Origin of the sequence: Mesorhizobium sp. B2-3-7 (assembly GCF_006442695.1) — a bacterium.
GTDB lineage: Bacteria > Pseudomonadota > Alphaproteobacteria > Rhizobiales > Rhizobiaceae > Mesorhizobium.
The window spans coordinates 171,117-193,844 of the sequence record NZ_VFVV01000009.1 but is presented as its reverse complement, the minus strand read 5'-3'; the positions used below and the strand labels follow the sequence as shown (position 1 = coordinate 193,844).

Sequence of the window (22,728 nt, the reverse complement as noted above, 5' to 3'; positions counted from 1 at the left end):
GGATGTTCCGTGACCGCGTCAGGCGGTCGCGGCCGCGCCTTGGCCGGCCATCGCCGAAGCGCGTTGAAGCGCATCGCGCAGAACCTGCTCCTTCGTCTCATCCAGCGACGTCTTAAGCACCACACCGCCAAAGGCCTGGATCTCCTTGAGCACCTTGTCCGCTGTCATCTCGTGCGCGAGCACGAATAGGGCAGCGTCCCCAGGCTGGATGCTGGCTGACAGATCGCGCATGAACGCATCGTTGATGCCCACGTCCGTCAAAGCGCCGCCAAGGGCTCCGGAGGTGGCGCCGACCGCAAGCCCGATCAGCGGATTCAGGAAGAGAACACCGATAAGCAAGCCCCAGAAGCTACCGGATACAGCGCCTGCCGCCGTCGTATTCACAAGTTGATTGAGCTTTATCGCACCCGCCTCGGTCTTGGTGGCAATAACCGCGTCGCCAAGTTTAATAACGTATTCCTTTTGAAGTCCTATGAGCCGTTGACGTACCTCTTCAGCCTTGGCCTCGTTTGGATAGACGATGACGATCAGATCGGACATGGGACCCTCCTAGGCTAAGACTTTCCAAGGGCACGTAATACACATCCTAGAAGGTGAAAGATTGAGCCGGAAATCCGAATAGTGTGCAGCACGTCTCATTTTGCTTGCCTGTCCGACTGGCAAGCCTGCGGTCTCGACATTGGTTGTCGGCCGCTTCGTCCGTTGCGCTCGGCTTTGTCGCGACGAATTCTCGTCCGGAGCCGCCCGAACTTCTCCTATGTGATCAGAGGCGCGCTGCTGGTCTCGAGGGGTGGCTGATCCCGATCATGCGGCATCGTGCGCATCGACGGGCCGTTCGCGACGTCCAGGACAAAATGAAACCCTACGCAAAAAGCTTGCCGCGCTTGGGAACCGTCGCGGCAGGACAGGAGCCAATGCCGCAAAGCGGGTAACGGTCACGGTGAAAATGGTTGGATCATCGGGTCGTATCCGTTGGCCGAAAGCCTGTAACGAGCCAGCCCAGGCCGTGAAGAACTAGGTCGATACCCATGAACGCCCCAATCACCCAAACCCCGGTCGATGGCCATCCGATGAGTATCAAGAAGCCAGCCGCGAGACCGAACAGGCCGGAAACAAGCATCATCCATCGGTCGGTGGACAGGTAGCGCAGGCTCAAAGACATTCTTCCGAGCCCAGATATCACGAGCACGACACCGAGCACCCATGTGAGGATGATAGATCCCAGCACCGGCAAGCTGATGAGCAGGCAGCCAAAAACGACGTACAGGATGCCGAGCATCGTCTGCCAGAGAAAACCACGCCACCCGCCGGCCCAGATGGCGAGGGCGATCTCGACAAAGCCGGCGCATACGATCGCAATTCCCAGGACAAGTGCGCTGATGGTCGTGGCCAGCGCCAGATCGCCCAACACGAAGATCCCTGCCAGGATAAAGACGATTCCGATCGCCGAGTTCGTCCACGCAGATCGTCTGGGTTGCTGGGTCTCGGACAACTGCGTCATTCCCTTGCCTCTCTGAGTCATCTACGAATGCGGTGGAAATCCACCACGCGGCCAGTACGGGCATTCAGCACTATTTCGAAAGTGCTGCCGCCAATGCGACGCGCGTGATAAACAAAATTGCGTCCCCGGCAGTCCACGCGACGCACGTCCCTGAAGCCTCTGCTCTGAATCAATCGCTGGCCTTGAGCGCAAGTAATCGCGCGGCCGTTGTTAAGGTTTGATCCGATATTTATATTTACGGTCACAGCTCCCGCTGGGGACACAGCGGCAAGAGGAATACCAAAGCCGAGTGCGGCACTTAACAGGGCAGCTAGTGCATATCTCCGCATATCTTTCGTCCTCTTTGGTGAATTAAGCCGACATCACGCGCATGCGAACACGTTGTCAATAATTCTGCATGGTGGCTCGGATATTTGGAGACACAATGCCTAGTTTCTGGATTCTTTGCATTTTATGCACTGCCGTCAGAGCGCGTGCGTTTTCGGTATTATTGTCGAAGCGCATCTCTTGGGATTAAAGCGTGTCGCGTCGAAACAGATTCAGGCGACTCGCTTTAAGTCTTTGTTTTGATGCATATCGTTGTCCCAGAACCGCTGCGCACTTCTGGGCGACATGCATTAACCGCTGGTTTGACGGATGGAGATTGTCATGGGTGCCATTGTTCCTGCCGCCGGCCGCGCCGAGGCACCAGGCGTCCAGAAACACTGCAATGCACGAGGAGCCGACGCGTATCTGGATCTCGAAAGCTGCGATGAAATGCGCGACCGAACTGAATAGTCTTCATCAGTTTTCCTGAGGTGGGAGGCTCAACCGCCGGCGCATAGAGATGGCACAGCTCGGCCAACACCCCAGGACAGGCGTCCCTGTATGATGGTCAGCGTCCACTGACCGTTCGAATACTTCGTTCCTTCCGGTCCCTTGGAGGGCAGATCGACCTCGGCCGCGTCGTTGACGGATACAGAAGCGCGATCCCCGAGGAGACGCACTGCCAGACGCGTGCCGTCCTGGCACTCGTAGTGACTGACCGGGTAGGGATTGCCCACGCCGATCGACGTGCCAAACGCGGAATGCTTGAAGCTTACAATCATGATGGCGCTGATTGCCGCGATCGATAGATTTTTTAGCACAATAGTCCTCCCAACTGGCGCATCGACGTGGATGAAAACAGAGAACCATGTCTTCCCTGCGGACCTGCGACTTTCGGACCGAGATTCGTCGCATCGACCAGAACGCCGGACATGTATCAATTGATCGGCAAACGCCTTCGCGGAGATGCTCTTTGAACAGGCGGGATACTTCCGCTGGCTCACGCCAATGGCCCCGCCGGCCTTTGCCAGGCTCGCTTTTGCTCCCGTCCAAGCTTGCATTCAGCCGTTTCAACAAATCCCAGTAGGCTTCCTAGCACCAGCGAGCCCAGAGCGCACTCAGAAGGGCGAGATGCACTGCCGGCGTGGGCCATTGTAGGGCTGCCAGCTATTGTCCGAGACCCGGTAGGAGCGGTACCGCTGCGAGCACCAGTTCACATGGTTGTTCCAAGCGCTGTGATTGTGCTGGCGGGCAGTCGAGATCGCCATCCCGCCGAGCAGCATTCCGCCAATGAGGCCCGCGGCGACGGCGCCGCTATTGTTCCTCGAATGCCGGTGATGGCGTGGCGGACGCGAGGGCCGATAATGGGGCGGCCTGTGGTGCGGTGGCCGTACTCCATGTCCCGGTCGATGGCGGGAAGGCCTCCTTAGGTCGATGTTCGTGACCGTATCGGAAACCGACGGCCTTAGCGCTCCGACGGGCATTGCCCAGGTGGGGGCTGCCATGCTTGCGATGATCGCAGCGACGATGATGCGCCTCATATGCTTCTCCGTGGACTTCATCCCGCCGTGCGACCTGCTGCTGCGGATGGCATCAAAGCCAAGTAATTTAAGGCAGTACCTGGTTTTCTTGGAATATGCGGTGAATCCCAAACGTGGATCGAGCGTTTATTTCTTGCTTGCGGTATGAATGAGGCTAGTCGAACAGCATGTCTTTCCGCCAATGACGCCCGTCGCGACAGGCGCCACCAGTGTTGCTCGAATGCCGGTGGCGATGCGGGACGGAGGGCCAGTGGTATGGTAGCGGTGCGCCGGTCTTTAGCGAGCTAGCGACAGACCCTCTCGACGCCTCGCTTGGACGATAATCACCTCCTGGGGAGGCTCTCACCCTGCGGAAAATCACCGCCCGGAGCGGCCTCTTGGCGTCCCGGCGACAAAGGCGCGCCCAATGCCATGCGCGCTACCTTCAAATGGCCTGCCATGCAATCAACACATAGAGAACTCGCGATGAAATTCGATCTGAAATCGCCGCCCGGCAAGCCCCGGCCCAATGTCGCGTAAACTCCGAATAAATCGGAAGGCACATTCACTTTTTCTAGTGTCGATTTAGATTGTCGTGACATCGCAAATCCACCGAATTCGATGTCACAGAATTGAATAATAATCGAACGTGCAAGTTACAAATTTGCAATATTAGTGAAAATAACTATACATATCGTCTTTATAAATACTATGGAATGAAAATGACAAAACTTTCATGATATGGCAATGATGCCGTAATGTAGGTTCTTCTAACCATCCTGGCCAAGGATGCTCAGTGCATCCCACTCAAAAGGATGAAACCCCATGAATATTGTCCCCAATTCGCATTCCGGAACTCGTCGGCGCCTGGCGGCGGCTGTAGTGTCGCTGAGCGCTGTAGGCGCTGTAGGCGTCGGAGCTGTTGTTTCCGGCACTGCCCCCGTGCTGGCCGACGCGGTGCATGTCCAGGCGCCGCAGATGCCGAGCTTCGCCGATGTCGTCGAGCAGGTTTCGCCGGCGGTCGTCAGCGTCAAGGTCAAGTCCACGGTCCAGCCGGTCGCCGACGACGGTTCCGACGATCAGGATGGTTTCGAGAACCTGCCCGACAACCGGCAGCAGGGCGGCTTCAAACATGGTGACGGCAAGCCGCGCCCGGTGGCACAGGGTTCAGGCTTCTTCATCTCGGAGGACGGATATCTCGTCACCAACAATCACGTCGTCTCGGAAGGCTCGTCCTTCACCATCGTCACCAGTGACGGTAAGGAACTCGACGCCAAGCTGGTCGGCACCGATCCGCGGACGGACCTGGCTGTGCTGAAGGTCGATGGCGGCGGCGAGTTCACCTATGTCGACTTCGCCGACGACTCCAAGATCCGCATCGGTGATTGGGTGGTGGCAGTCGGCAACCCGTTCGGCCTCGGCGGCACCGTCACTTCCGGCATCGTGTCCGCTCGGGGCCGCGATATCGGCGCCGGCCCCTATGACGACTTCATCCAGATCGATGCTCCGGTCAATCATGGTAATTCGGGGGGCCCGACTTTCAATCTCAATGGCCAGGTGATCGGTATCAACACAGCCATCTTCTCGCCGTCGGGCGGCAGTGTCGGCATTGGCTTCGACATCCCGGCCTCGACCGCCAAGCTGGTCGTGAAAGACCTGATGAAGGAAGGCTCCATCAAACGCGGTTGGCTCGGCGTCCAGATCCAGCCGGTCACCGCTGAAATTGCTGAATCCCTTGGTCTGAAATCCGACAAGGGCACACTGGTCTCGAACGCCCAGGACGCTGGTCCCAGCAACAAGGCAGGCATTGCCGCCGGTGACGTCATCACCCAGGTCGACGGCAAGGATGTCGATTCGCCCAAAGACCTCGCCCGCACGATCGGCGCCTATGCGCCGGGCAAGTCGGTCGATCTTACCGTATTGCGTAATGGCAAAAGCCAGACGATCAAGGTCGATCTCGGCACACTGCCGTCCAGCGACAAACAGGCCTCCGGCGATGACGGCAAGCAGGTCGCGCCTGCCAAGGCCGACGCATTGGCCGATCTTGGCCTGACCATCGCCAAGTCAGACGATGGCAAAGGACTGGTCGTCACCGATGTGGATCCCAATAGCGATGCGGCCGATCGTGGCATCCAGCCGGGCGATGTCATCACCGCCGTCAGTTCGACCAAGGTGAACACCACTGATGACGTCTCCAAGGCCATGGCCGATGCAGCCAAGGCTGGCCGCAAGGCCGTACTGATGCAGATCACCCGCGACGACTCGAGCCGGTTCGTCGCGCTGCCCGTGGGCAAGGCCTGACAGAAGGCGGCCTGGAGCCTGTTGGTTTCAGGGCGCCCGCCCCAAATGCTGCCGCCGCGATAGCCGCGAACATCCAGCAATTTCCCGCGGCGATGTCTGCCGCCAAGCCGCTGCGGGAACAAGGAGCCGAGCACGTCAGTCCGTCGTCGTGCCTCGCTCCTGGCGGCAGCGGGCTCCCTACGCCCGCTGCCGTTTTCCGCCATTTACGTCAGTGGCAAATCGACTGCATCATGAGCCTGAACGGATGTCGGGGCTCGCGGTGTTTCTTCTGCTCACCATGTTCGTCAGCACGCCCACGCTCGGCACGGGCCGCACGACGAGACTCCAGGGAGTGGTCCATCTCGGCATATTCGCCATGTTCCTGCTGATTTCGGCCGTGCCCTGAAGCCCCAGCTAGCCGCCTCTGTCGGCCTGTGCTGCAACCTTGCTGGCAAGATGGGTTTTGAGGGCGGCGAGGTCCTGTCGCGACCAGTCCTTCACGCCCAACACCGCACTCCAGGCTTCCACATAGTCCTGCGGCGCGTAGACATGGCCGTAGCCGATCGGCGTGGTTGTCGCCACGGCCATATCGAGACCGAGCTGCAGCATGGTCACCACCGGGTACCAGCTCAGTTGCGGCGAGACGTCCGGCCCGCGCGGCGCCTTCATCCAATCCGGCTGCCGGTAGGCGTCGCGATAATCGAAGAATACGATCGGGTCGCTGGCATATTGCAGGTAGACGATCCTCAGCGGGCCCCAGGGCGTGTCGGGCGCCACCGCCGGGCCGCTTTGGTTCATGAACCGGACCAGGCTGCTATTGCGGAAGATCGGCAGCCACTGCGGCGAGCCGTTGTTGCGCGTATCGCTCACCGAGCGCCAGATGCGGCTTTCGAAGGGCGGGCCGCTCCAGAGTGCGCCGCTGATCGGATCGCTGAATATCTCGAACAGCCCGGCCGATCTTTCGGAGTTCATGGCGCCAAGGCTGAGCCCGTGCAGGTAAAGCCTCGGCCGCCACTGCTTCGGCAGGGTGGTCCAGTAGCCGTAGATTTCGAGGAACAGCGCCCGGGCCGTCTCGGCGCCGTATTCCGGCTGCGCCAGCAGCGACAGCGGACTGCTCAGATAGGAATATTGCGCGGCGACGCTGGCGACATCGCCGCGGCACAGATATTCGAGCGCATCCATCGAGGCCGGATCGATCCATCCGGTCCCGGTCGGCGTGATGACCACAAGCGTGGATTTGCTGAAGCCGCCCGCCCGCTTCAGCTCCTCCAGCGCGAGTTTCGCGCGGGCCTGCGCACTGTCCGCCGCTCCCAGCCCGACATAGACCCGGACCGGCTGTTGCGCCGGCCGGCCGGTGAAGGTCCCTATCTCGGCGGCGGCGGGACCGTCCGCGATGAACTCGCGGCCGGCGCGGCCGAGCTCGTCCCACCTGACCAGCGAGGCGGGGCTTCCGGTCCTGGAGGGTTCGCTCGGCTGCTGGCGCTCCGGTTCCATGAGTGCGTCGAACTTGGCGAACGAGGAATCGAGCGCGCCGAAGATCGCGCGGATCGCAACGTCGCTCACCAGCAACCAGATGAGCAGCACGGCGACAGCGGCGCCGGCGACATTCGCCAGGCGCCGGGGTATGTAGCGTCTCAGTGCCCCGGCGATGGCGCGCACCAGCCAAGCGACAAGGCGCGCCAGCGCGAGCACGACGATGAAGGTGCAAATGGCCAGGGCGCAGACATTGAGGGGATGAGCGCCATCGACAGCCGGCATGCCCATCACCGCGCGGATGGAGTTCTGCCACGCGCCGGATCGCCACAGTGCCACAACGGCAAGGCCGAGGCACGGGACCAGGATAATCGCCTTGGACAGCAAACGCGGCCGTGGCGGCAGTTCCGGAATCTCGAGATATTTCCACAGCCACCGCAAGGCGACGCCAAGGCTGTAGCCGATGGCGAAGCACGCGCCCGCCAGGACGCCTTGCGTCAGGTCGGTGCGGGGAACGAGCGTCGGCGTCAGGGCGGCCGCGAAGAACAGCATGCCGAGGGCCATGCCGACACCGGAGAGCGATCGCCAGATACTAAGGAAACGAGTAGTTGTCACTTGGGTGTTACGCCTCGAGTTGGACCGCAGGATAACGTTGGCCTATGGTTTTTATATCTTCGGAGTCGCGCGTCCGCTATTGGCCTCCTAACCAGTCGGGCTCATGCCCTGGGTCAACATGCATCGACCCCTTTGCGGGACAAGACAGAGATACCACGCGTAGTAAAAACTAGTGCTCCCCCGGTTCTTTAGGTTCGCCAGATCATACCAGAGAATATGAAGGAAACGGGTTGCCGAACCCTCCGCTAACGTCTTGACTTCCAGTAGAAGACGTCGACCCTCCGGGCCGACCATTGTCGTTATCCGCCATTAGGCTACGAAGCGGTTCGCCAAGGCGATTCGAGGCGATGGTCTAGACACTCGCCGATCGCATCGTCTGTGGATGGCAGCTTTGCGCCTCCAACCCGCCGTTTAGCTCCAAACTGCGTGAGCTAGGAAGCAGACGTTGGACTAGCCCGGCCAAAGGCCCTGAAGCCATGTGGTACCGCAGCGCCGGCAATATTCGTGAACCGAGTGCTACGTTTACCCAGCGCGCTGCTTGAGTTCAGGAAAATCTGGTCTCTGCGCCAACCTTGGCCTCAGGAACATCCCCATCTACCGCCGCCTTCTCCGCCACCAGTCAAGTATCCGCAGGCTGTGTGCGCCAGTCATACTCTTGCCGGAACCCAAGGATGTCGCGCAGCTTCCGATTTGAGATCGGTCCCTCAAATACATCCAGGGCGCGTGTGACTGGTATGTTGGGTGCGTGCTTGCTGAGAAATTCCGCCGTCGGCATCTCGGCCACGATGTTGTCGTTGACTGCGTTGAATATCTGGAACCCCAAGCCGTCCTTCTCGATGCACAGATCGACGATCTGGCCAAGATCGCGCACGTCCATGTAGGTCCAGCCGTCGCGCCGCCGTTTCGAGGCGTCGGCCAGGAATTCCGGGAAGCGGCCATAATCCCGCGGTTCGACGACTCCGCCGATCCGCAGGGCATAGACGTCGGCTCCAGTACGGGAGGCGAAAGAGCGCGCAATCTTCTCGCCCAGCACTTTGGAGAGACCATAGCTGTCGGTCGGATCGACGTCATAGTCCTCGTCCACCGGAAACGATGTGAAATCGCGGTCGCCTTCGGCAAAGCACACACCGTACACCGTTTCGCTGGAAGCAGTGACGATCTTGCGGATGCCAAGCTTGGTGGCGGCTTCGATCACATTGTAGGTCGACTGCACATTGGCGGTGAACATGGCGTTATCCGGTCGCAGGAATATCCGCGGGATCGCCGCGAAATGGACCACTGCGTCGACCGGGCCGCGGCTCCTTCCGCCGAAGTATTCGTTGAACCCGAAATGCAGCGTCAGTGCATTGTAGGTCTCGCCAGCGTCCGCAAGATTGGTGATGACGGTGTCGACGCCCTGCACATCGAGCGGCGTCAGGTCGAGATTCAGAACCTGATGCCCGCGCTCGAGCAGGTAGGGTATGACGTGACGGCCGATCTTGCCACTGCCGCCGGTGAAGATGATCCGCTTGCCCATGGCTTCCTCACAACGGATTTGTTTGATCGGGCAGTTCAATCCGCCCGGCCCGGTCGTCAGCTATTCAAAGATGCCGAAGCCTGGCACGGCGTGCTTGCGGACGCCTTCCATGTCGAGTTCGACGCCGATGCCGGGCACGTCAGGCACCACGATGTGGCCGTCCTCGACGATCGACTTCGCGCCGTACGGAAGGCGCACGTAACTGTCCCACGCCTCCCGCTCTTCAAGCGCGTGCCACTCTAGAACGAGGAAGTTCGGAACGCTGGCGCAGACATGGCATGTCGCCATCGTGCCCAGCGGCGTCGACACCAGATGCGGCGCGAACGGCACATAGTACATCTCGGCGAGATTCGCGATCTTGCGGCTTTCCGCAAGGCCGCCGCATTTCGGCACGTCAGGCATGATGACGTCGGCGCCATAGTTCTGGAACAGTTCGCGGAAGCCCCAGCGCAGGTAGAGATTTTCGCCGACGCAGATCGGCGTCTTGGTCCGCATGCGGATCTGCTTCAGGGCCTCGACATTTTCCGCCGGGATCGGCTCTTCCAGCCAGAGAAGGTTGAACCGTTCCATCTCGGCCGCTATGCGGCTGGCGCTGAGCACGTCGTAGCGCGCGTGCAGGTCGATGCAGAGATCGACGTCGGGGCCGATCGCATCGCGGACCGCTGCAACACGCTCGACCATGAAGCGCAACTCGGCGCCGTTGATGGTATGGTTCACCGCGTCGAACTTCGCCGGGTGGCGCAGATTGTCGATGTCGAATTTCAGCGCCGTGAAGCCTTCCGCCACCATGCGGCGCGCGCGTGCCGCGCATCCCTGCGGCGATCCCGATTCCTCATCGCCATCGCCGCAATCTGCATAGAGTCTTATCCGGTCGCGGAACTTGCCGCCGAACAAGCGATAAAGCGGCTGCCCGGCGGCTTTCGCCGCCACGTCCCAGAGCGCCATCTCCAGCCCGGTCAGCGCGATGAGAAAGACGCCGGCTTGCGCACCGGAAAACACATGGTCACGGCGAATCTTGTCCCAGCAATATTCGACATTGCGCGGATCCTGGCCGATCAGTTCCGACTTCAGTTCCGAAATCAGCCCGACGATTGCGGCGGCGCCTGCATCGGGATTTGCCTCGCCATAACCGGAGATGCCGGCGTCCGTATCGATGCGGATCAGGGTCGCCTTGCCGTGATAGGCGACGACCGCTGTCCTGATGTCCGTGATCTTCATCGAAACCTCCTCCCCGTGATGGCGCGCGGCGCCTACAAATGCATATGGTCAGTTAGGTCAACTTGTCCAATAAGCATACAAGATGAGAAGATGGAACGTAAACCCCCTTTGAACGATTTTGCGCGAATACACCTCGCAGCGGCAGGTATCATTGAATCATTTGGGAAATTCGTGGCTCCGCGCCAAGCGCCATAAATCCGCCGGAACCTACTTGTTAGACGAGTATATAAGCGTATAAATTGGACATCAGCAGGGTGATGGCCCTGCCTGCCAATCAGGAGGAACAGGATGCAACAGCGACAGTTGGGATCGTCGCCGGTCAGGGTATCGGAGATCGGTCTAGGCACTTGGGGTATGTCCGGCGCCTTTTGGGGCGCGGCCGACGACGAGGAATCGATCCGGGTGATCCGACGCGCCGCGGAGCTTGGCATAACGCTGATCGACACGGCCGAAGCCTATGGACATGGCCATGCCGAGGAGATCGTCGGAAAGGCACTGGCCGGCCGTCGCGACAAGGCTGTTATCGCGACCAAGGTTGCGCCCAATCACCTCGAACCCGCCGCGATTGAGGCGGCGCTCGACGGTTCGCTGAAGCGGATGCAGACGGACTATGTCGATGTCTATTTTGTCCACTGGCCGAACTCGGATTTTCCGATCGGCCCGACCATGGAGATGATGGAGCGGCTGCGGTCGTCCGGGCGTATCAAGGCAGTCGGCGTCTCGAATTTCAGCACCGCCGACATGGACAGCGCCCGTCAGCATGGCGTCATCGACGTGCTCCAGCCACCCTACAACATGCTGTGGCGCGAGGTTGAGGCTGAGACGCTGCCCTATTGCCGCAAGCATAATATCGGCGTGATGCCCTATAGCGGTCTCGCCCAGGGTTTGCTTACAGGGCTGTTGTCGCCGGACACCAAATTCGTCGAAGGCGATGAGCGCCGCACCACCGTTCTGTTCCAGCCGGGCACCTACGAGCGCGCGGTTGACGCCGTCGACGCCCTGAAGCCGATTGCGGCGCGCTACGGCAAGACGGTTCCGCAGCTTGCGATCCAGTGGCTTACCAGCAGGCCGGGCGTGAGTTCGCCGCTGGTCGGCGCGCGCACGGTCAAGGAACTCGAGGAAAATGCTGAGAGCACAGGCTGGGCGATTTCCGACGCGGACATCGCTGCCATCGACAAGATTACCGGACCGGTATGGGCGGAAATCAAAGACAAGGGCGACATGTTCGGTTTTCGCGCGCGCCAGCGCCAGGAACAGCAAGCAAAAAGCGCCTGATATCGGCCGCGTCCTCCCGGCGCGCAGCGGCGCGGCCAGCCCGATTGCTGGCTGCGCCGCTCGGGAGCATCGGCTGGCGATTTCTTATGGGGGCAGGCCAACGGCCGTGGTGATCTTCAGGTGCCGGCGCATCGCCTCTTCCGCCCGTTTTGCATCACGCGCCACGAGCGCCTCGTAGATCGCTCTGTGCATCTCAGTCGCCGAGGGCAGGGCATGAGGCACCTGGTTGCTGATGCGCCTGCTTGCCATCTGCCACCACCGGGAGGAGTACATGAAGCGGTCGAGGATCCTATTCTTGGCTGCCCGGCAAATCTCCATGTGGAAATCCAGGTCGAGTTTCAGATAGGCGTCCGCATTGTCTTCGCTGGCCGACATCGCTGCCAGCAGAGTGCCAAGACGCTCGAGGTTCTCTTTGGTCATATGCTTGGCCGCGATGGCGGTGATGGCCGGTTCGATGATTATCCGCGTTGCGTGTGCTTCCGCCAAGATCTCGCGGGTCTGCTCGGGCGGCAGCCAGTCGATAAGCAATGGACTGAGATAGTCCCATTCGTCTGCGGGACGCAGCACCACGCGTCGTCCCTGCGCGATCTCGATCATGTCGAGAGACGCCAGGATCTTGAGCGCTTCCCGTGCCACCGCGCGCGAAACCCCGAACTCCTGAAGGATCTGCTGCTCCGACGGTCCCTGGCCGCCGGCGACGCCGCTGCTGGCGATGCGGCGCGCGAGCACGCCGGCCACCTGCTTGGGCAAAGTTTGAAGCTTGACCTCCATGGCATCCATCATTAACATCCACTTGTCTGATAAGCTTATAGGCTGATAGCTAGATATGCAGTCAACTTATCTCATGGTGCTCAGTAGCCTATAACTCGGCCTGCGGGAAGGGAGGATCGAACGGTGCCCGGCGGGCTCGCAAGCGTCGTTCGGGACGTAGTCCAGGCAGTCTCGCTGCGGGAGGAGCAAGCCGCCGCGGATTTGCCGGAAAGGTTGAAGTTATCGGCCGACCCTTGGATGGGCCGACCAATCAAACCAAGGAGGAGATTATGATGTCCGCAAACCTATCGAGACGCAAATTCCTGGCCGCGAGCGCGGCAGTGACGGCCGGCTCGCTAGCCGCGCCATGGATCGCCAGGGCAGACGCGAACGAGATCACCGCACTGCTGATCACCGGCGGCCCGCTCTATCCCAAATACTGGGAAAAGATCGTTCAGGATTTCACCGCCAAGACCGGTATCAAGGTTCGCTACGACTTGCTGGAATTCACCCCGCTGACCGCGAAGGTGGTCACGTTGAGCGCAGCGCGATCGAGCCAATACGACGTCTATAGCACCCATACGGCGCAGATCGATTCCTACTTCAACCATTTTGCGCCGCTGAACAGCTATTTCAGCGACAGCGAACTCGCGGAATTCTACCCGGTCGCTGTCAAGTATCTGCGCGATCCCAAGACTGGAAATCTGGCGGCCATTCCGCGCAACATGGATTCGCGCGTCCAGTACTACCGCAGCGATATCTATCAGGAAAAAGGCCTGAAGCCGGCTGAGACCTGGGAGGAGCTCGTCGACGTCGGGCTGAAACTGACCGGCAATGGCCATTATGGGCTGGTCGTGCCGGGGCAGGGCGATCCAGCACAACGCACCTTCAGCGATCTGCTCTGGCAAGCCGGCGGCGATTGGGTGGACCAGGCCAACAAGCCGGCCTTCAATTCCGAAGCCGGCATCAAGGCCCTGACCTTCTATCGCGATCTCATCCAGAAGCACAAAATCGTGCCACCCGATGCGGTAGGCTATCAGTGGAACGAGAATTCGACCGAATTCTCGTCCGGCACGGTCTATGCGAATTTCGATTGGCCGGGCGCCTTCGCGACCCTATCGAATCCGGAGACCTCACGTGTCGTCGGCAAGTGGTCGACTGCGCCCTACGTCAAGGACAAGGCCGCGATTTCATGCGCCATTTCGCATGCCATGGCGCTCAACGGACAATCCGGACGCAAGGACGCCGCCGTCGAATTCATCAAGTATACGGTCGGTCCGGAGGCGCAGCGGTTGCAGTTCGACCAATTCACCAACTTTCCCAGCAGCCAGGCGATCGCCAAGGAAGTGATATCAGCGGCAAAGGGGCCTCAGGCAGTGTGGCTGCAGCAGCTCGAGACGACGATAGCCAACGGCAAGGAATGGCCGAAGCTAGCCGGCTTCTCGAAAGTCTGCACGCTGATGTTTTCGGCCATCGAACAGGCCTTGACCGACCAGGTCTCTCCCGCGGACTCGCTCAACCAGGCGGCGACGGAGGCTGAGGAGATCATGCGTCGGGCCGGAGCTTACGATTGACGATGCCGTCCGTCGCGCAGCATACGGTGTCGAGGCGTCGGCGACGTTCGCCGCTGCCCTACACCTGGCAGAGAGGATACCTTCTGGCCAGCCCGGCGCTCCTCGTCATGCTGGCCATCCTGCTCTATCCGCTCGGATACTCTTTCACCATGAGTTTCTTCCGCTGGGATCTGAGCGGTTCGGCGCCCTTCATCGGGATGGCAAATTACACCGACGAACTCTTCGGCCGCCAGTTCAACCAGGCACTGCGAAATCAGACCATATTCAGCATCATTTCGATCACGATTGAAGTGGTGGCTGGAATGGCGATCGCCGTGCTCGTCAATGGCAAATTGCGCGGCATGCGGCTCGCGCGCACCTTGCTCCTGGTGCCTCCGATGATCGCGCCCGCAGTGGTGGGCCTGAATTTCCGGTGGCTGTTCAACACCCAGTACGGCCTGGTCGACGCGCTGTTGCGCATGTTCAACCTGCCCGACATTCCATGGCTCAACCATCCGACCTGGGCGCTCGTCTCGGTGATCGTCGCCGATGTCTGGCAGAACACGCCGTTGATGGTGCTACTGTTCCTTGCCGGCCTGCAGTCCTTGCCGCAGGAACCGCTCGAGGCGGCCACCGTGGACGGCGCCACGCCATGGCAGCGCTTCTGGCATATCGTGCTGCCGCTGATGCGTCCGATCATCATGATCGCCCTGATGCTTCGCATCATCGACACGTTCCGGACCTTCGACGTCGTCTGGCTGATGACGCAGGGCGGGCCGGGCGGCGCCACCAACCTGCTCACCGTCTATTCCTACCTGCTGGCGTTTCAGGCGGTGGATTTCGGACATGCGGCGGCCGTCTCCTACATTGCTTTGGGGATGTCGCTGTTCGTGCTCGGGCTCCTCTACGGAATACCGTGGCTGATTGCGAAACGGAGAGCGATATGAGCGAAGCCGCAATCGTTAGCGCACGTCCCAGGCCAAAGCGCCGGCGCCGTCGATTTACGGTGGGAACCGCCGGCCAGTATATGGCGCTGGCCCTGACCGTCGCGTTCACCGTCTTTCCGCTGGTATGGCTGTTCCTAACGTCGATCCGCAGTTCGGCCGACATCTTCTCGGTGCCGGTGCACATCATTCCCGAGACCGCGACGCTAACACAATACGTCTCCGTTTTCGCGGAGTACGACACGATGGACTATGTCTGGAACACCGTCATCGTCTCGGCGGCGACGGTCATCCTCGTCCATCTGCTGGCCATTCCTTGCGCCTATGCCTTGTCGCGTTTCAGGATGCCGGGCGCCATGCTGATTTTCGGGATGCTTTTGATCATGCGCATGATCCCGGTCATAGCGCTTGCCATTCCGCTCTTTGCCGTGTTTGCCGCCATGGGCATTCTCGACACCATCTGGGCGCTGATCCTGAGCCATACGGCGGCCAAACTGCCTGTCGCCATCTGGCTGCTTCTGGGCTTCATCCAGGACGTGCCGAAAGAGATCGAGGAGGCTGCCCAGTCGGACGGCGCCGGCACGGTGCGCACGCTGGTCCAGATCGTGACGCCGCTGATTGCTCCTGGTATTGGCGCCAGCGCGGTCATCACCTTCCTCTTCACCTGGAACGACCTGCTGCTTGCCCTGACCCTGACCTCCAGCAAGGCCGCGCAGACTCTGCCGGTCGGGCTCACCAACTTCGTCTCGCAATTCGGCATCGACTGGGGCGCGATGTCGGCAGCCGGCGTCCTGATGGTCATCCCGACCCTGGTGTTTGTCTGGTTTGCCCAGGGGCTGCTGGTCAAGGGTCTCACCACCGGTGCCGTCCGCGGCTGAATGGCGGACATGCACCCAGAACGCTCGACGGCTTCGACGACGGGATACGCAACTGAGTGACGATCGGTGGGGTCAGGGACCTCGCCGCGCAATCGGAGGATACGGAATGGCAGCTGATCAGATACCGGCGATATCGGACATTTCGCGGCCGCCGAGACAATTGGTCGATGCGCTTGCGGCGATCGGCTCGGCGACGCTGGCCAGCGAACTCTACCACAAGATGGGCATTCGCGACCCGCAGATACGGGGCCCGCGTCCATTGAGGCTGGGCCGCACGGCGGCGGGGCCTGCTCTCACGCTCCAGTGCATGCCGAAGCGCGAGGATCTCTACAACGAGACCGAATATGAGGAGCCGGAGCGGCAGTTACACCGTCACGTGCTCTATCCCACGCAGCCGGGCGACATGGTGGTGGTCGATGCGCGCGGCGATCTGGGAAGCGGCATCTTCGGCGAGATGATGCTGACCTATTTCGCCGGGCGTAGCGGGGCCGGCGTGGTTGTCGACGGCTGCATCCGCGATTCCGCCCAGGCGGCGGCTTTGGACATCGGCATCTGGGTGAGGGACGTCACGCCGAATTTCCACGCCCAAACCAACATCGTGCCGTTCGCCGTCAACGTTCCCATCGCCTGCTCGAACGTGCTGGTCATCCCTGGCGATATCATCGTCGCCGACGATGACGGCGTGGTCGTCGTGCCGGTCGCCCTTGCTCCAAAATTGGTCGAGCTCGCCGGCGCGCATATTGAGTGGGAAGAGTTTTCGCGCTCGCGCCTGGCGCAAGGGGGAGACCTGCGGAAATACTATCCGTTGAGCCCCGAGGGCGAGGCCGAATACCGAGCATGGCGGCATGCTCAACAAAAATGAGTGGTGCCGGACGGGAGAACAATAGGTGTCTGCAATTGAGATAGAACAGCTCGGCAAGAGCTTCGGCGCCGTGGAAGTTTTGCGCGATGTCAATATCGAGATCGCCAGCGGCGAGTTCGTGGTGCTGGTCGGTCCGTCAGGCTGCGGCAAGTCAACGCTGCTACGCATGATCGCCGGGCTGGAAGAGCAGACGACCGGCGAGATCCGCATCGGCGGGCGTGTCGTCGACGAGATGCCGGCCAAGTCGCGCGACATAGCCATGGTCTTCCAGAGCTACGCGCTCTATCCGCATATGAGCGTGGCCGACAATATGAGCTTCGCGCTTCGACTGGCGAAGGTCCCTAGGGAAGAGATTGTCTCGAGGGTCAAGGCGGCGGCCGAAATCCTTGGCCTGCAGGATCTGCTTGGCCGCATGCCGCGGCAGTTGTCCGGCGGCCAGCGCCAACGTGTCGCCATGGGCCGCGCCATCGTGCGCGATCCAGCCGCTTTCCTGTTTGATGAGCCGCTTAGCAACCTCGATGCCAAGTTGCGTGTCAAGATGCGCGCCGAAATCAAGAAGCTTCACCAACGGCTCGGCCGAACAAGCATCTATGTCACGCATGACCAGACCGAGGCGATGACGCTCGCCGACCGCATCGTGGTGTTGAACAAAGGCCGGATCGAACAGATCGGCAGCCCCTCCGAGCTCTACGAGAACCCAGCCAATCTGTTCGTCGCAAGCTTTATCGGCTCGCCGGAAATGAACCTGATCGAGGGCCGCATCGACAACGGCGCATTCGTCGCCGATCAGGGCTTGCGCTTACCCTTGCCGGCGGATGCTCGGATGGGCGACAAGGATGGGGTAGTTTATGGGATTCGTCCGCAGCACATTTCGGTTGGTGGCAACCACTCTCAGGCGAGGGTGCAAGTGGTCGAGCCGACCGGTGAGGCCCAGGAGCTTACATTAAGTGCAGGTGGAGTCGACCTCGTGGCCGAGGTGCGGGATCAGCCGCCCTTCAAACTTGATCAAGAGGTTGGGTTGGAGATCATGGTATCCAAGGTGCATCTGTTCGATGCTCGTAGTGGTACCAGGATTGCTTAGGGCGCGCTGACGGGCGAAAAACAGCCCATCCCATCATGCCCTTCATCAGTTGCCACTTGCTGCGAAACCACCGGTGATCGCCGTTTGCCCATCGGCCGTCACGGCAATCGCCCGCGGCGCTCCGGCATGACCAGGGATCTCGGCACCACGCGTTGTTACGCCACAGAGGAACGGACCGCGTCAGACATAGTGCGAGCGTCGTCCTCGTTGCACCCCGGGCCATTCCGTGCTCCGTTGGCGCAGCGCCGCCGTTGCGGGCACCAAGCTTGCCGGACCGGCCATATCGTCCACACCGTTCGAGGCAATCATATGACCCAGAATATGGAAACCGATCCCTTCAACGTCTCCATGCGCAAGTTCCTGAAGCAGGTCGGCGTGACTTCGCAGCAGGCAATCGAGAAAGCCGTGGCGGAGAAGGGCCTGAAAGGACAGGGCCGACTGACCGTGAGGGCCGTCATCACCTCGGAGCCGGCAGGCTTGCGCCATGTCGTGGAGGGCGAGATCGATCTTGGATGAGAGCTGCGGCTTGATCGGGGTCGGCTGCTACTTGAAGAACCGTATCTGCCCGGCGGGCGATGGATCGTATCCGCCAAGCTCGGCGGCGCGGCTGGCGAAGATTTCCTGCCCTAGCAAAGGCAGGAGCGCCTGGATCGGTTGCTGGAAGTAGGTCCGCTGCCGCATCAGGAGATCGAAGCTTTCCCAGGCCAATGGAACGAAATCGAGGCCAGCGGCGCGGGCGGCCGCGCGCGTGGCAATTCCGCAATCGGCCCTACCAATGCGCACGGCAGCCGCGAGATCGGGTCCGGTCAGGCAGGGCGGCTCCAACCGGTTGACGTCGTCCTGTTTCGCGCCGGAGTCCGCCAGCAATTGCGTGAGCAGCATGTCCGCGCCTGCGCCGCGTTGACGAACCGCGATGCGTGCGCCGGTCGCAAGGACGTCGGTCAGGTTGTTGAGCGATTTTGGATTGCCTGGCGCGAGCAGCAGGCCTTGCTCGCGGCGGGCGAATCCGACCAGCACCGCATCGTAAAGCCGCGGTCTGGCCGCAATCGCGGCGACATTCGGGTCCGGGTCGGGGCTGTGGAAATGAATCGCGGCGACAGATACCTCGCCGCGCAGCAGGCGTGTCACGCCGGCTTCCGTGCCTTCCGTCAGAAAGGCCAGGCCGGAGGCTGATTGGCGGAGAGCCCATTCGAGCAGGTCGTCCTGGCTGCCACCGACGATCGGCGGCGGCTCGGATTGCGTCATTCCTGCGGGCCGGATCAACCCCGACATGACCAAACGGTCGAGTTCATGCCGTGGAAACAGCCACTTGCCCGCCACCTTGCTGCACGGGACACGCTCCTCCGCAATCAGCTCATAAAGCTTGCGCTCACCAATGCGCAGATAGTCGGCGGCTTCGGACGTCGTCAGCAAATCCATCCTGCACTGATATGCATATTCCTGTTCAGGTTCAAGGATTTGACAGTGACGGAGGAGTTGCAGGACATTGACACGGGACAGGACTGCGAGGAGCAATGTCGGAAGGGCTAGGCGCATGGCAACTGATCGCGAGCGGCGACGCCACGCTGTTTGCCATCGTGCGCCTGTCGCTCGCCGTGAGCCTTTTGGCTGTCGCGATCGCCATGATCGCCGGCCTTCCGCTGGGCGCAATTATCGCGCTGGCGCGCTTTCCCGGTCGTTCGGCGATCGTCGTGCTGCTGAACGGTTTCATGGGCCTGCCGCCAGTGGTGGTCGGGTTGACGGTCTATCTGCTGCTATCGCGATCCGGGCCGCTGGGTGAATTCGGCCTCTTGTTCACACCCGCCGCCATGGTCATCGCACAGGCGCTATTGGTGCTGCCCATCATTGCCGCGCTGACTCGCCAGACGGTCGAGGATCTGTGGCGCGAGTACCGTGAGGAACTGACTGCGATGCAGGTCGGGCCGGCGAGCCTGGTCGCCACGCTTTTGTGGGACGGCCGCTTCAGCCTCGTCACGGCTCTGCTCGCGGGTTTCGGCAGGGCGGCGGCCGAGGTCGGCACCGTGATGATCGTCGGCGGCAACATTGATGGCTTCACCCGCACCATGACGACGGCAATCGCACTTGAAACCTCGAAGGGAAATCTGCCGCTCGCCATGGGGCTCGGCCTGATGCTGATTTTCCTCATCTTGCTGATCAACGCCGCCGCCTGGGGCGTGCGAGTTTGGTCCGAGCAACGGGCTGGCTAGGGATGCGGGCTGCTCAGAGCGATCTTCCACTTGTCTTCGATGACGTGTCGCTGGTCGCCGGTGCGACGACCATCCTGGACCGGGTGAACCTGACGATCGGGCCGCGCGCGCCGACTCTGGTCGTCGGCCCGAACGGGTCGGGCAAAACCTCCCTGCTGCGGCTCTGCATGGGGCTTGTTGCACCTTCTGCTGGAACCCTGACTTGGGGGGGACGAACGTTTTCCCCGCCGACACGGCGTGCAATCCTGTTCCAGAAGCCGGTGATGCTGCGTCGCTCGGCAGCCGCCAATGTCGCCTATGCACTGGCTCAAGCGGGCTGTCCGCGCCGGCTCCGGGCCCCGCGCGTGGAGGAACTGCTCGAGCGCGTTGGTCTTCTCGATCTCGCGACACGTCCGGCACGGCATCTCTCCGGTGGCGAGCAGCAGCGGCTGGCCCTCGCCCGCGCCCTGGCGCGCCAGCCGGAAATCCTGCTGCTCGACGAGCCGACAGCCAGCCTCGATCCGGCGGCGACGCGTTTTGTCGAGCAGATCATCATCACGGCTGCCCAATCGGGCACGAAGATCATCATGGCGTCGCACCATCTCGGCCAAGTGCGCAGGATCGCGGCAGACGTCGTCTTTCTGCTCCGGGGGCGCGTTTGCGAGCATGCCGACGCCGACGACTTCCTTGACCGCCCCGCGACCCCGCAAGCCGCTGCCTTCGTGCGCGGCGAGCTCGTGCTTTGATCAACTGGACCGAGATTGAGATGCTGACCCGCCGAATATTCTCTGCGCTTGTGGTGCTTCTGATGCTAGCAGGCGGCGCGCCTGCCCAGGACCAGTCGATAGTCGTGGCGTCGACGACCTCGACCCAGGATTCCGGCCTGTTCGATCACATCCTGCCGCTGTTCGAGAAGAAAACCGGCATCGGCGTGAAGATTGTCGCTCAGGGCACCGGCCAGGCGCTCGACACCGGTCGGCGCGGCGATGCCGACGTGGTTTTCGTCCATGCCAAGGCGCAGGAGGAGAAGTTCATCGAGGAAGGCTTCGGGGTGAAGCGCTTCGACGTGATGTACAACGACTTCGTCCTCGTTGGCCCCAAGAGCGACCCGGCGGGCGTCAGCGGGACCAAGGACATCGCAGCCGCGCTGATCGCCATCAAAGCCAAAAAGGCGGCCTTCGTGTCGCGTGGTGACAGGTCCGGCACCCATTCGGCCGAATTGGGTCTGTGGAAGACGGCCGGCATCGACATCGAGGCGGCCGGGGGCCCGTGGTACAAGGAGATCGGGCAGGGTATGGGGGCGGCGCTCAACGCCGCGGCAGCCATGAACGCCTATACGCTTTCCGATCGTGGCACTTGGCTGTCGTTCAAGAATCGTGGCGAGTTGGACATCGCCGTCGAGGGTGACAAGCGGCTGTTCAATCAGTATGGCGTGATGCTGGTGAATCCTCACAAGCATCCAAGCGTCAAAGTGGAGGCCGGCCAGCGCTTCATCGATTGGCTGATTTCTCCGGAAGGCCAGAAGGCGATCGGAGAGTACAAGATCGACGGCCAGCAGCTCTTCTTCCCGAACGCGCAGCGCGGGCGTTCCTGAAGCTGGTTGCAAACAGGCTCGCGTCTGCTTCAATATCGCGCCATGACGAGAACGTTTTCTTCGACGGGCCCGCTGACTCCCCTGGAAGCGGCGCTCGACGCGCTGCTCGATGGTGTAATGCCCGTCACCCCCCGCTTGGTGCCGCCTGAACAAGCCTTGGGCTATGTCGCTGCCGGGATGCCGCCTGTCGTGCCGGCTCAGCCTGTGCGAGACATCGCTGCCGTCGACGGCTGGGCGTGTCGCGCCCTCGACCTCATGGGGGCATCAGCCTATTCGCCCTTAGTTTTGCCGGTCGCGCCGATCTGGGTCGAGACGGGTGAGGCCATGCCTGAAGATCGCGACTGTGTGCTGCAGGCCGGCCTCGTCGATTGCAGTGGACCGATGATCCAAGCAGCAGCTGAAGCGGTGCCCGGTCAGGGTGTGCGCCGGGCGGGCGAGGATATGGCGGCGGCCCGCCCGCCAATGCTTGAGGGAAAGGCGATCGGCGTCGCCGACCTGCTGGTCGCCCGCAAAGTGGGACTGAGCCAGCTTGCCATACGGAGCCCGCGCGTGCGCGTGATCGATGTCGCTGCCGACAGCCACGAGACATTCTCCATGCGGCTCGTGGTCGAGAGCCTGAGTGCCTCGGGCGTTTCGATCGTCGGTATAGAGACCGTAGAGCGCGACGCGGCATCGATCATTGTCGCTCTTGACGGCGAGGCCTGCGATTTTCTGCTCCTGATCGGCGGTACTGGTGACGGCCACGCCGACGTGACCGCCGAGGCTCTGGCGCGGCGCGGGGTGTTGATTGGGCACGGCATTGCCTTACGGCCCGGAGGGACAACGGCAATAGGCCGGCTCGGCAAGACACCGGTGGTCGCATTGGCCGGATCGCCGCACCAAGCTTTCGCCGGGTTCCTTGCGCTTGTCCAGCCAGTCCTGGACCGCCTGTCGGGCAGATCTGAACGGCCCGGCATCATCTTGCCGCTCTCGCGGAAAATCTCATCCGCGGTCGGACTTTACGAGCTCGTTCTGCTCGGGAAGGAAAGGGACATGTGGACGCCGCTCGCGGTCGGCGACTTTTCGCTGGACGCGATGCGGCTTGCCGACGCCTGGCTTGCGGTCCCGGGCGATAGCGAAGGGTATGCCGCCGGTACGCCCGTCTCCGCCTTTCCGCTCCGCAACTTTTGATCGAGT

At 61.5% G+C, this 22,728-nt stretch carries 23 protein-coding genes and 1 pseudogene; 15 read left to right on the top strand and 9 right to left on the bottom strand.

Annotation, left to right across the window (positions count from 1 at the left end; translation table 11 throughout):
- Positions 1-18: 18 nt before the first annotated feature.
- A complete protein-coding gene (locus tag FJ940_RS19340) occupies positions 19-540 on the bottom strand; it encodes a DUF1269 domain-containing protein (RefSeq protein ID WP_140499392.1) in 522 nt (173 codons plus the stop codon).
- 415 nt (positions 541-955) lie between these two features.
- Positions 956-1,501: a DUF308 domain-containing protein gene (locus FJ940_RS19335; protein ID WP_181167676.1), complete on the bottom strand. Its 546-nt coding sequence runs from the start codon at positions 1,499-1,501 to the stop codon at positions 956-958.
- A gap of 648 nt (positions 1,502-2,149) precedes the next feature.
- Between FJ940_RS19335 and FJ940_RS29010 the strand changes: the two genes are divergently transcribed.
- A complete protein-coding gene (locus tag FJ940_RS29010) occupies positions 2,150-2,278 on the top strand; it encodes a hypothetical protein (protein WP_263496558.1) in 129 nt (42 codons plus the stop codon).
- A gap of 29 nt (positions 2,279-2,307) precedes the next feature.
- Here the strand turns inward: FJ940_RS29010 and FJ940_RS28845 are convergent, their stop codons facing one another.
- The gene (locus FJ940_RS28845) at positions 2,308-2,868 is read right to left on the bottom strand and encodes a hypothetical protein (RefSeq protein ID WP_224646844.1); all 561 of its coding nucleotides are present in this window, start codon (positions 2,866-2,868) and stop codon (positions 2,308-2,310) included.
- A gap of 57 nt (positions 2,869-2,925) precedes the next feature.
- Entirely contained in the window at positions 2,926-3,075 is a 150-nt protein-coding gene (locus tag FJ940_RS28840; protein WP_224646878.1) for a BA14K family protein, read from the bottom strand.
- Between the two features lie 166 nt (positions 3,076-3,241).
- Between FJ940_RS28840 and FJ940_RS28835 the strand changes: the two genes are divergently transcribed.
- From FJ940_RS28835 to FJ940_RS19310, 3 genes and pseudogenes are all read left to right on the top strand, one after another.
- Positions 3,242-3,496, top strand: a complete 255-nt coding sequence (locus FJ940_RS28835) for a hypothetical protein (RefSeq protein WP_224618816.1) — start codon at positions 3,242-3,244, stop codon at positions 3,494-3,496.
- A 656-nt stretch (positions 3,497-4,152) separates the two neighbouring features.
- Positions 4,153-5,628, top strand: coding sequence for a Do family serine endopeptidase (locus tag FJ940_RS19315; RefSeq protein WP_140657540.1), 1,476 nt, complete (start codon positions 4,153-4,155; stop codon positions 5,626-5,628).
- A gap of 259 nt (positions 5,629-5,887) precedes the next feature.
- Positions 5,888-6,013 (top strand): annotated as a pseudogene (locus FJ940_RS19310) (ionic transporter y4hA); the annotation flags it as partial.
- An 8-nt stretch (positions 6,014-6,021) separates the two neighbouring features.
- On the opposite strand, the gene FJ940_RS19305 reads toward FJ940_RS19310, so the two are convergent.
- From FJ940_RS19305 to FJ940_RS19295, 3 genes are all read right to left on the bottom strand, one after another.
- Positions 6,022-7,644, bottom strand: a complete 1,623-nt coding sequence (locus tag FJ940_RS19305) for an alpha/beta-hydrolase family protein (protein WP_140499384.1) — start codon at positions 7,642-7,644, stop codon at positions 6,022-6,024.
- 670 nt (positions 7,645-8,314) lie between these two features.
- The gene (locus FJ940_RS19300) at positions 8,315-9,211 is read right to left on the bottom strand and encodes an NAD(P)-dependent oxidoreductase (RefSeq protein WP_140521322.1); all 897 of its coding nucleotides are present in this window, start codon (positions 9,209-9,211) and stop codon (positions 8,315-8,317) included.
- 60 nt (positions 9,212-9,271) lie between these two features.
- Positions 9,272-10,429 (bottom strand): mandelate racemase/muconate lactonizing enzyme family protein, encoded by a 1,158-nt coding sequence (locus FJ940_RS19295; RefSeq protein WP_140565632.1) that lies wholly within the window; start codon positions 10,427-10,429, stop codon positions 9,272-9,274.
- Between the two features lie 288 nt (positions 10,430-10,717).
- Between FJ940_RS19295 and FJ940_RS19290 the strand changes: the two genes are divergently transcribed.
- Positions 10,718-11,704 carry an aldo/keto reductase gene (locus FJ940_RS19290; protein ID WP_140521324.1) on the top strand — a complete coding sequence of 329 codons (987 nt, stop codon included), beginning with the start codon at positions 10,718-10,720 and terminating at the stop codon, positions 11,702-11,704.
- Between the two features lie 84 nt (positions 11,705-11,788).
- Here the strand turns inward: FJ940_RS19290 and FJ940_RS19285 are convergent, their stop codons facing one another.
- Positions 11,789-12,487, bottom strand: coding sequence for an FCD domain-containing protein (locus tag FJ940_RS19285; RefSeq protein WP_140521325.1), 699 nt, complete (start codon positions 12,485-12,487; stop codon positions 11,789-11,791).
- 260 nt (positions 12,488-12,747) lie between these two features.
- Here FJ940_RS19285 and FJ940_RS19280 point away from each other — a divergent pair, with 260 nt between their 5' ends.
- The 6 genes from FJ940_RS19280 (at position 12,748) to FJ940_RS19255 (ending at position 18,288) form a co-directional block, all read left to right on the top strand.
- A complete protein-coding gene (locus FJ940_RS19280) occupies positions 12,748-14,028 on the top strand; it encodes a sugar ABC transporter substrate-binding protein (RefSeq protein WP_181167675.1) in 1,281 nt (426 codons plus the stop codon).
- Positions 14,029-14,030: 2 nt separating this feature from the next.
- Positions 14,031-14,954: a sugar ABC transporter permease gene (locus FJ940_RS19275; RefSeq protein ID WP_224618856.1), complete on the top strand. Its 924-nt coding sequence runs from the start codon at positions 14,031-14,033 to the stop codon at positions 14,952-14,954.
- Entirely contained in the window at positions 14,951-15,829 is an 879-nt protein-coding gene (locus FJ940_RS19270) for a carbohydrate ABC transporter permease (RefSeq protein WP_140499370.1), read from the top strand. Before FJ940_RS19275 ends, FJ940_RS19270 begins: the two co-directional genes overlap by 4 nt.
- A 106-nt stretch (positions 15,830-15,935) precedes the next feature.
- Positions 15,936-16,691, top strand: a complete 756-nt coding sequence (locus tag FJ940_RS19265; RefSeq protein ID WP_140657538.1) for a ribonuclease activity regulator RraA — start codon at positions 15,936-15,938, stop codon at positions 16,689-16,691.
- A gap of 25 nt (positions 16,692-16,716) precedes the next feature.
- Positions 16,717-17,772: a sn-glycerol-3-phosphate ABC transporter ATP-binding protein UgpC gene (gene ugpC, locus FJ940_RS19260; protein ID WP_140657536.1), complete on the top strand. Its 1,056-nt coding sequence runs from the start codon at positions 16,717-16,719 to the stop codon at positions 17,770-17,772.
- 309 nt (positions 17,773-18,081) lie between these two features.
- Positions 18,082-18,288 (top strand): DUF6494 family protein, encoded by a 207-nt coding sequence (locus FJ940_RS19255; protein WP_140499366.1) that lies wholly within the window; start codon positions 18,082-18,084, stop codon positions 18,286-18,288.
- A gap of 27 nt (positions 18,289-18,315) precedes the next feature.
- Here the strand turns inward: FJ940_RS19255 and FJ940_RS19250 are convergent, their stop codons facing one another.
- Entirely contained in the window at positions 18,316-19,191 is an 876-nt protein-coding gene (locus FJ940_RS19250) for a helix-turn-helix transcriptional regulator (RefSeq protein WP_140657534.1), read from the bottom strand.
- Between the two features lie 95 nt (positions 19,192-19,286).
- On the opposite strand from FJ940_RS19250, the gene FJ940_RS19245 reads away from it, so the two are divergent.
- The 4 genes from FJ940_RS19245 to FJ940_RS19230 all read left to right on the top strand — a co-directional run bounded on the left by FJ940_RS19245 (position 19,287) and on the right by FJ940_RS19230 (position 22,722).
- Complete coding sequence (locus tag FJ940_RS19245) at positions 19,287-19,979, top strand: ABC transporter permease (protein WP_140657532.1); 693 nt, start codon at positions 19,287-19,289, stop codon at positions 19,977-19,979.
- A 2-nt stretch (positions 19,980-19,981) separates the two neighbouring features.
- Positions 19,982-20,704 (top strand): ATP-binding cassette domain-containing protein, encoded by a 723-nt coding sequence (locus tag FJ940_RS19240; protein ID WP_140657530.1) that lies wholly within the window; start codon positions 19,982-19,984, stop codon positions 20,702-20,704.
- 62 nt (positions 20,705-20,766) lie between these two features.
- Positions 20,767-21,552, top strand: a complete 786-nt coding sequence (locus FJ940_RS19235) for an extracellular solute-binding protein (protein WP_246671049.1) — start codon at positions 20,767-20,769, stop codon at positions 21,550-21,552.
- Between the two features lie 42 nt (positions 21,553-21,594).
- Entirely contained in the window at positions 21,595-22,722 is a 1,128-nt protein-coding gene (locus FJ940_RS19230) for a molybdopterin-binding protein (RefSeq protein WP_140565616.1), read from the top strand.
- Positions 22,723-22,728: the final 6 nt, after the last annotated feature.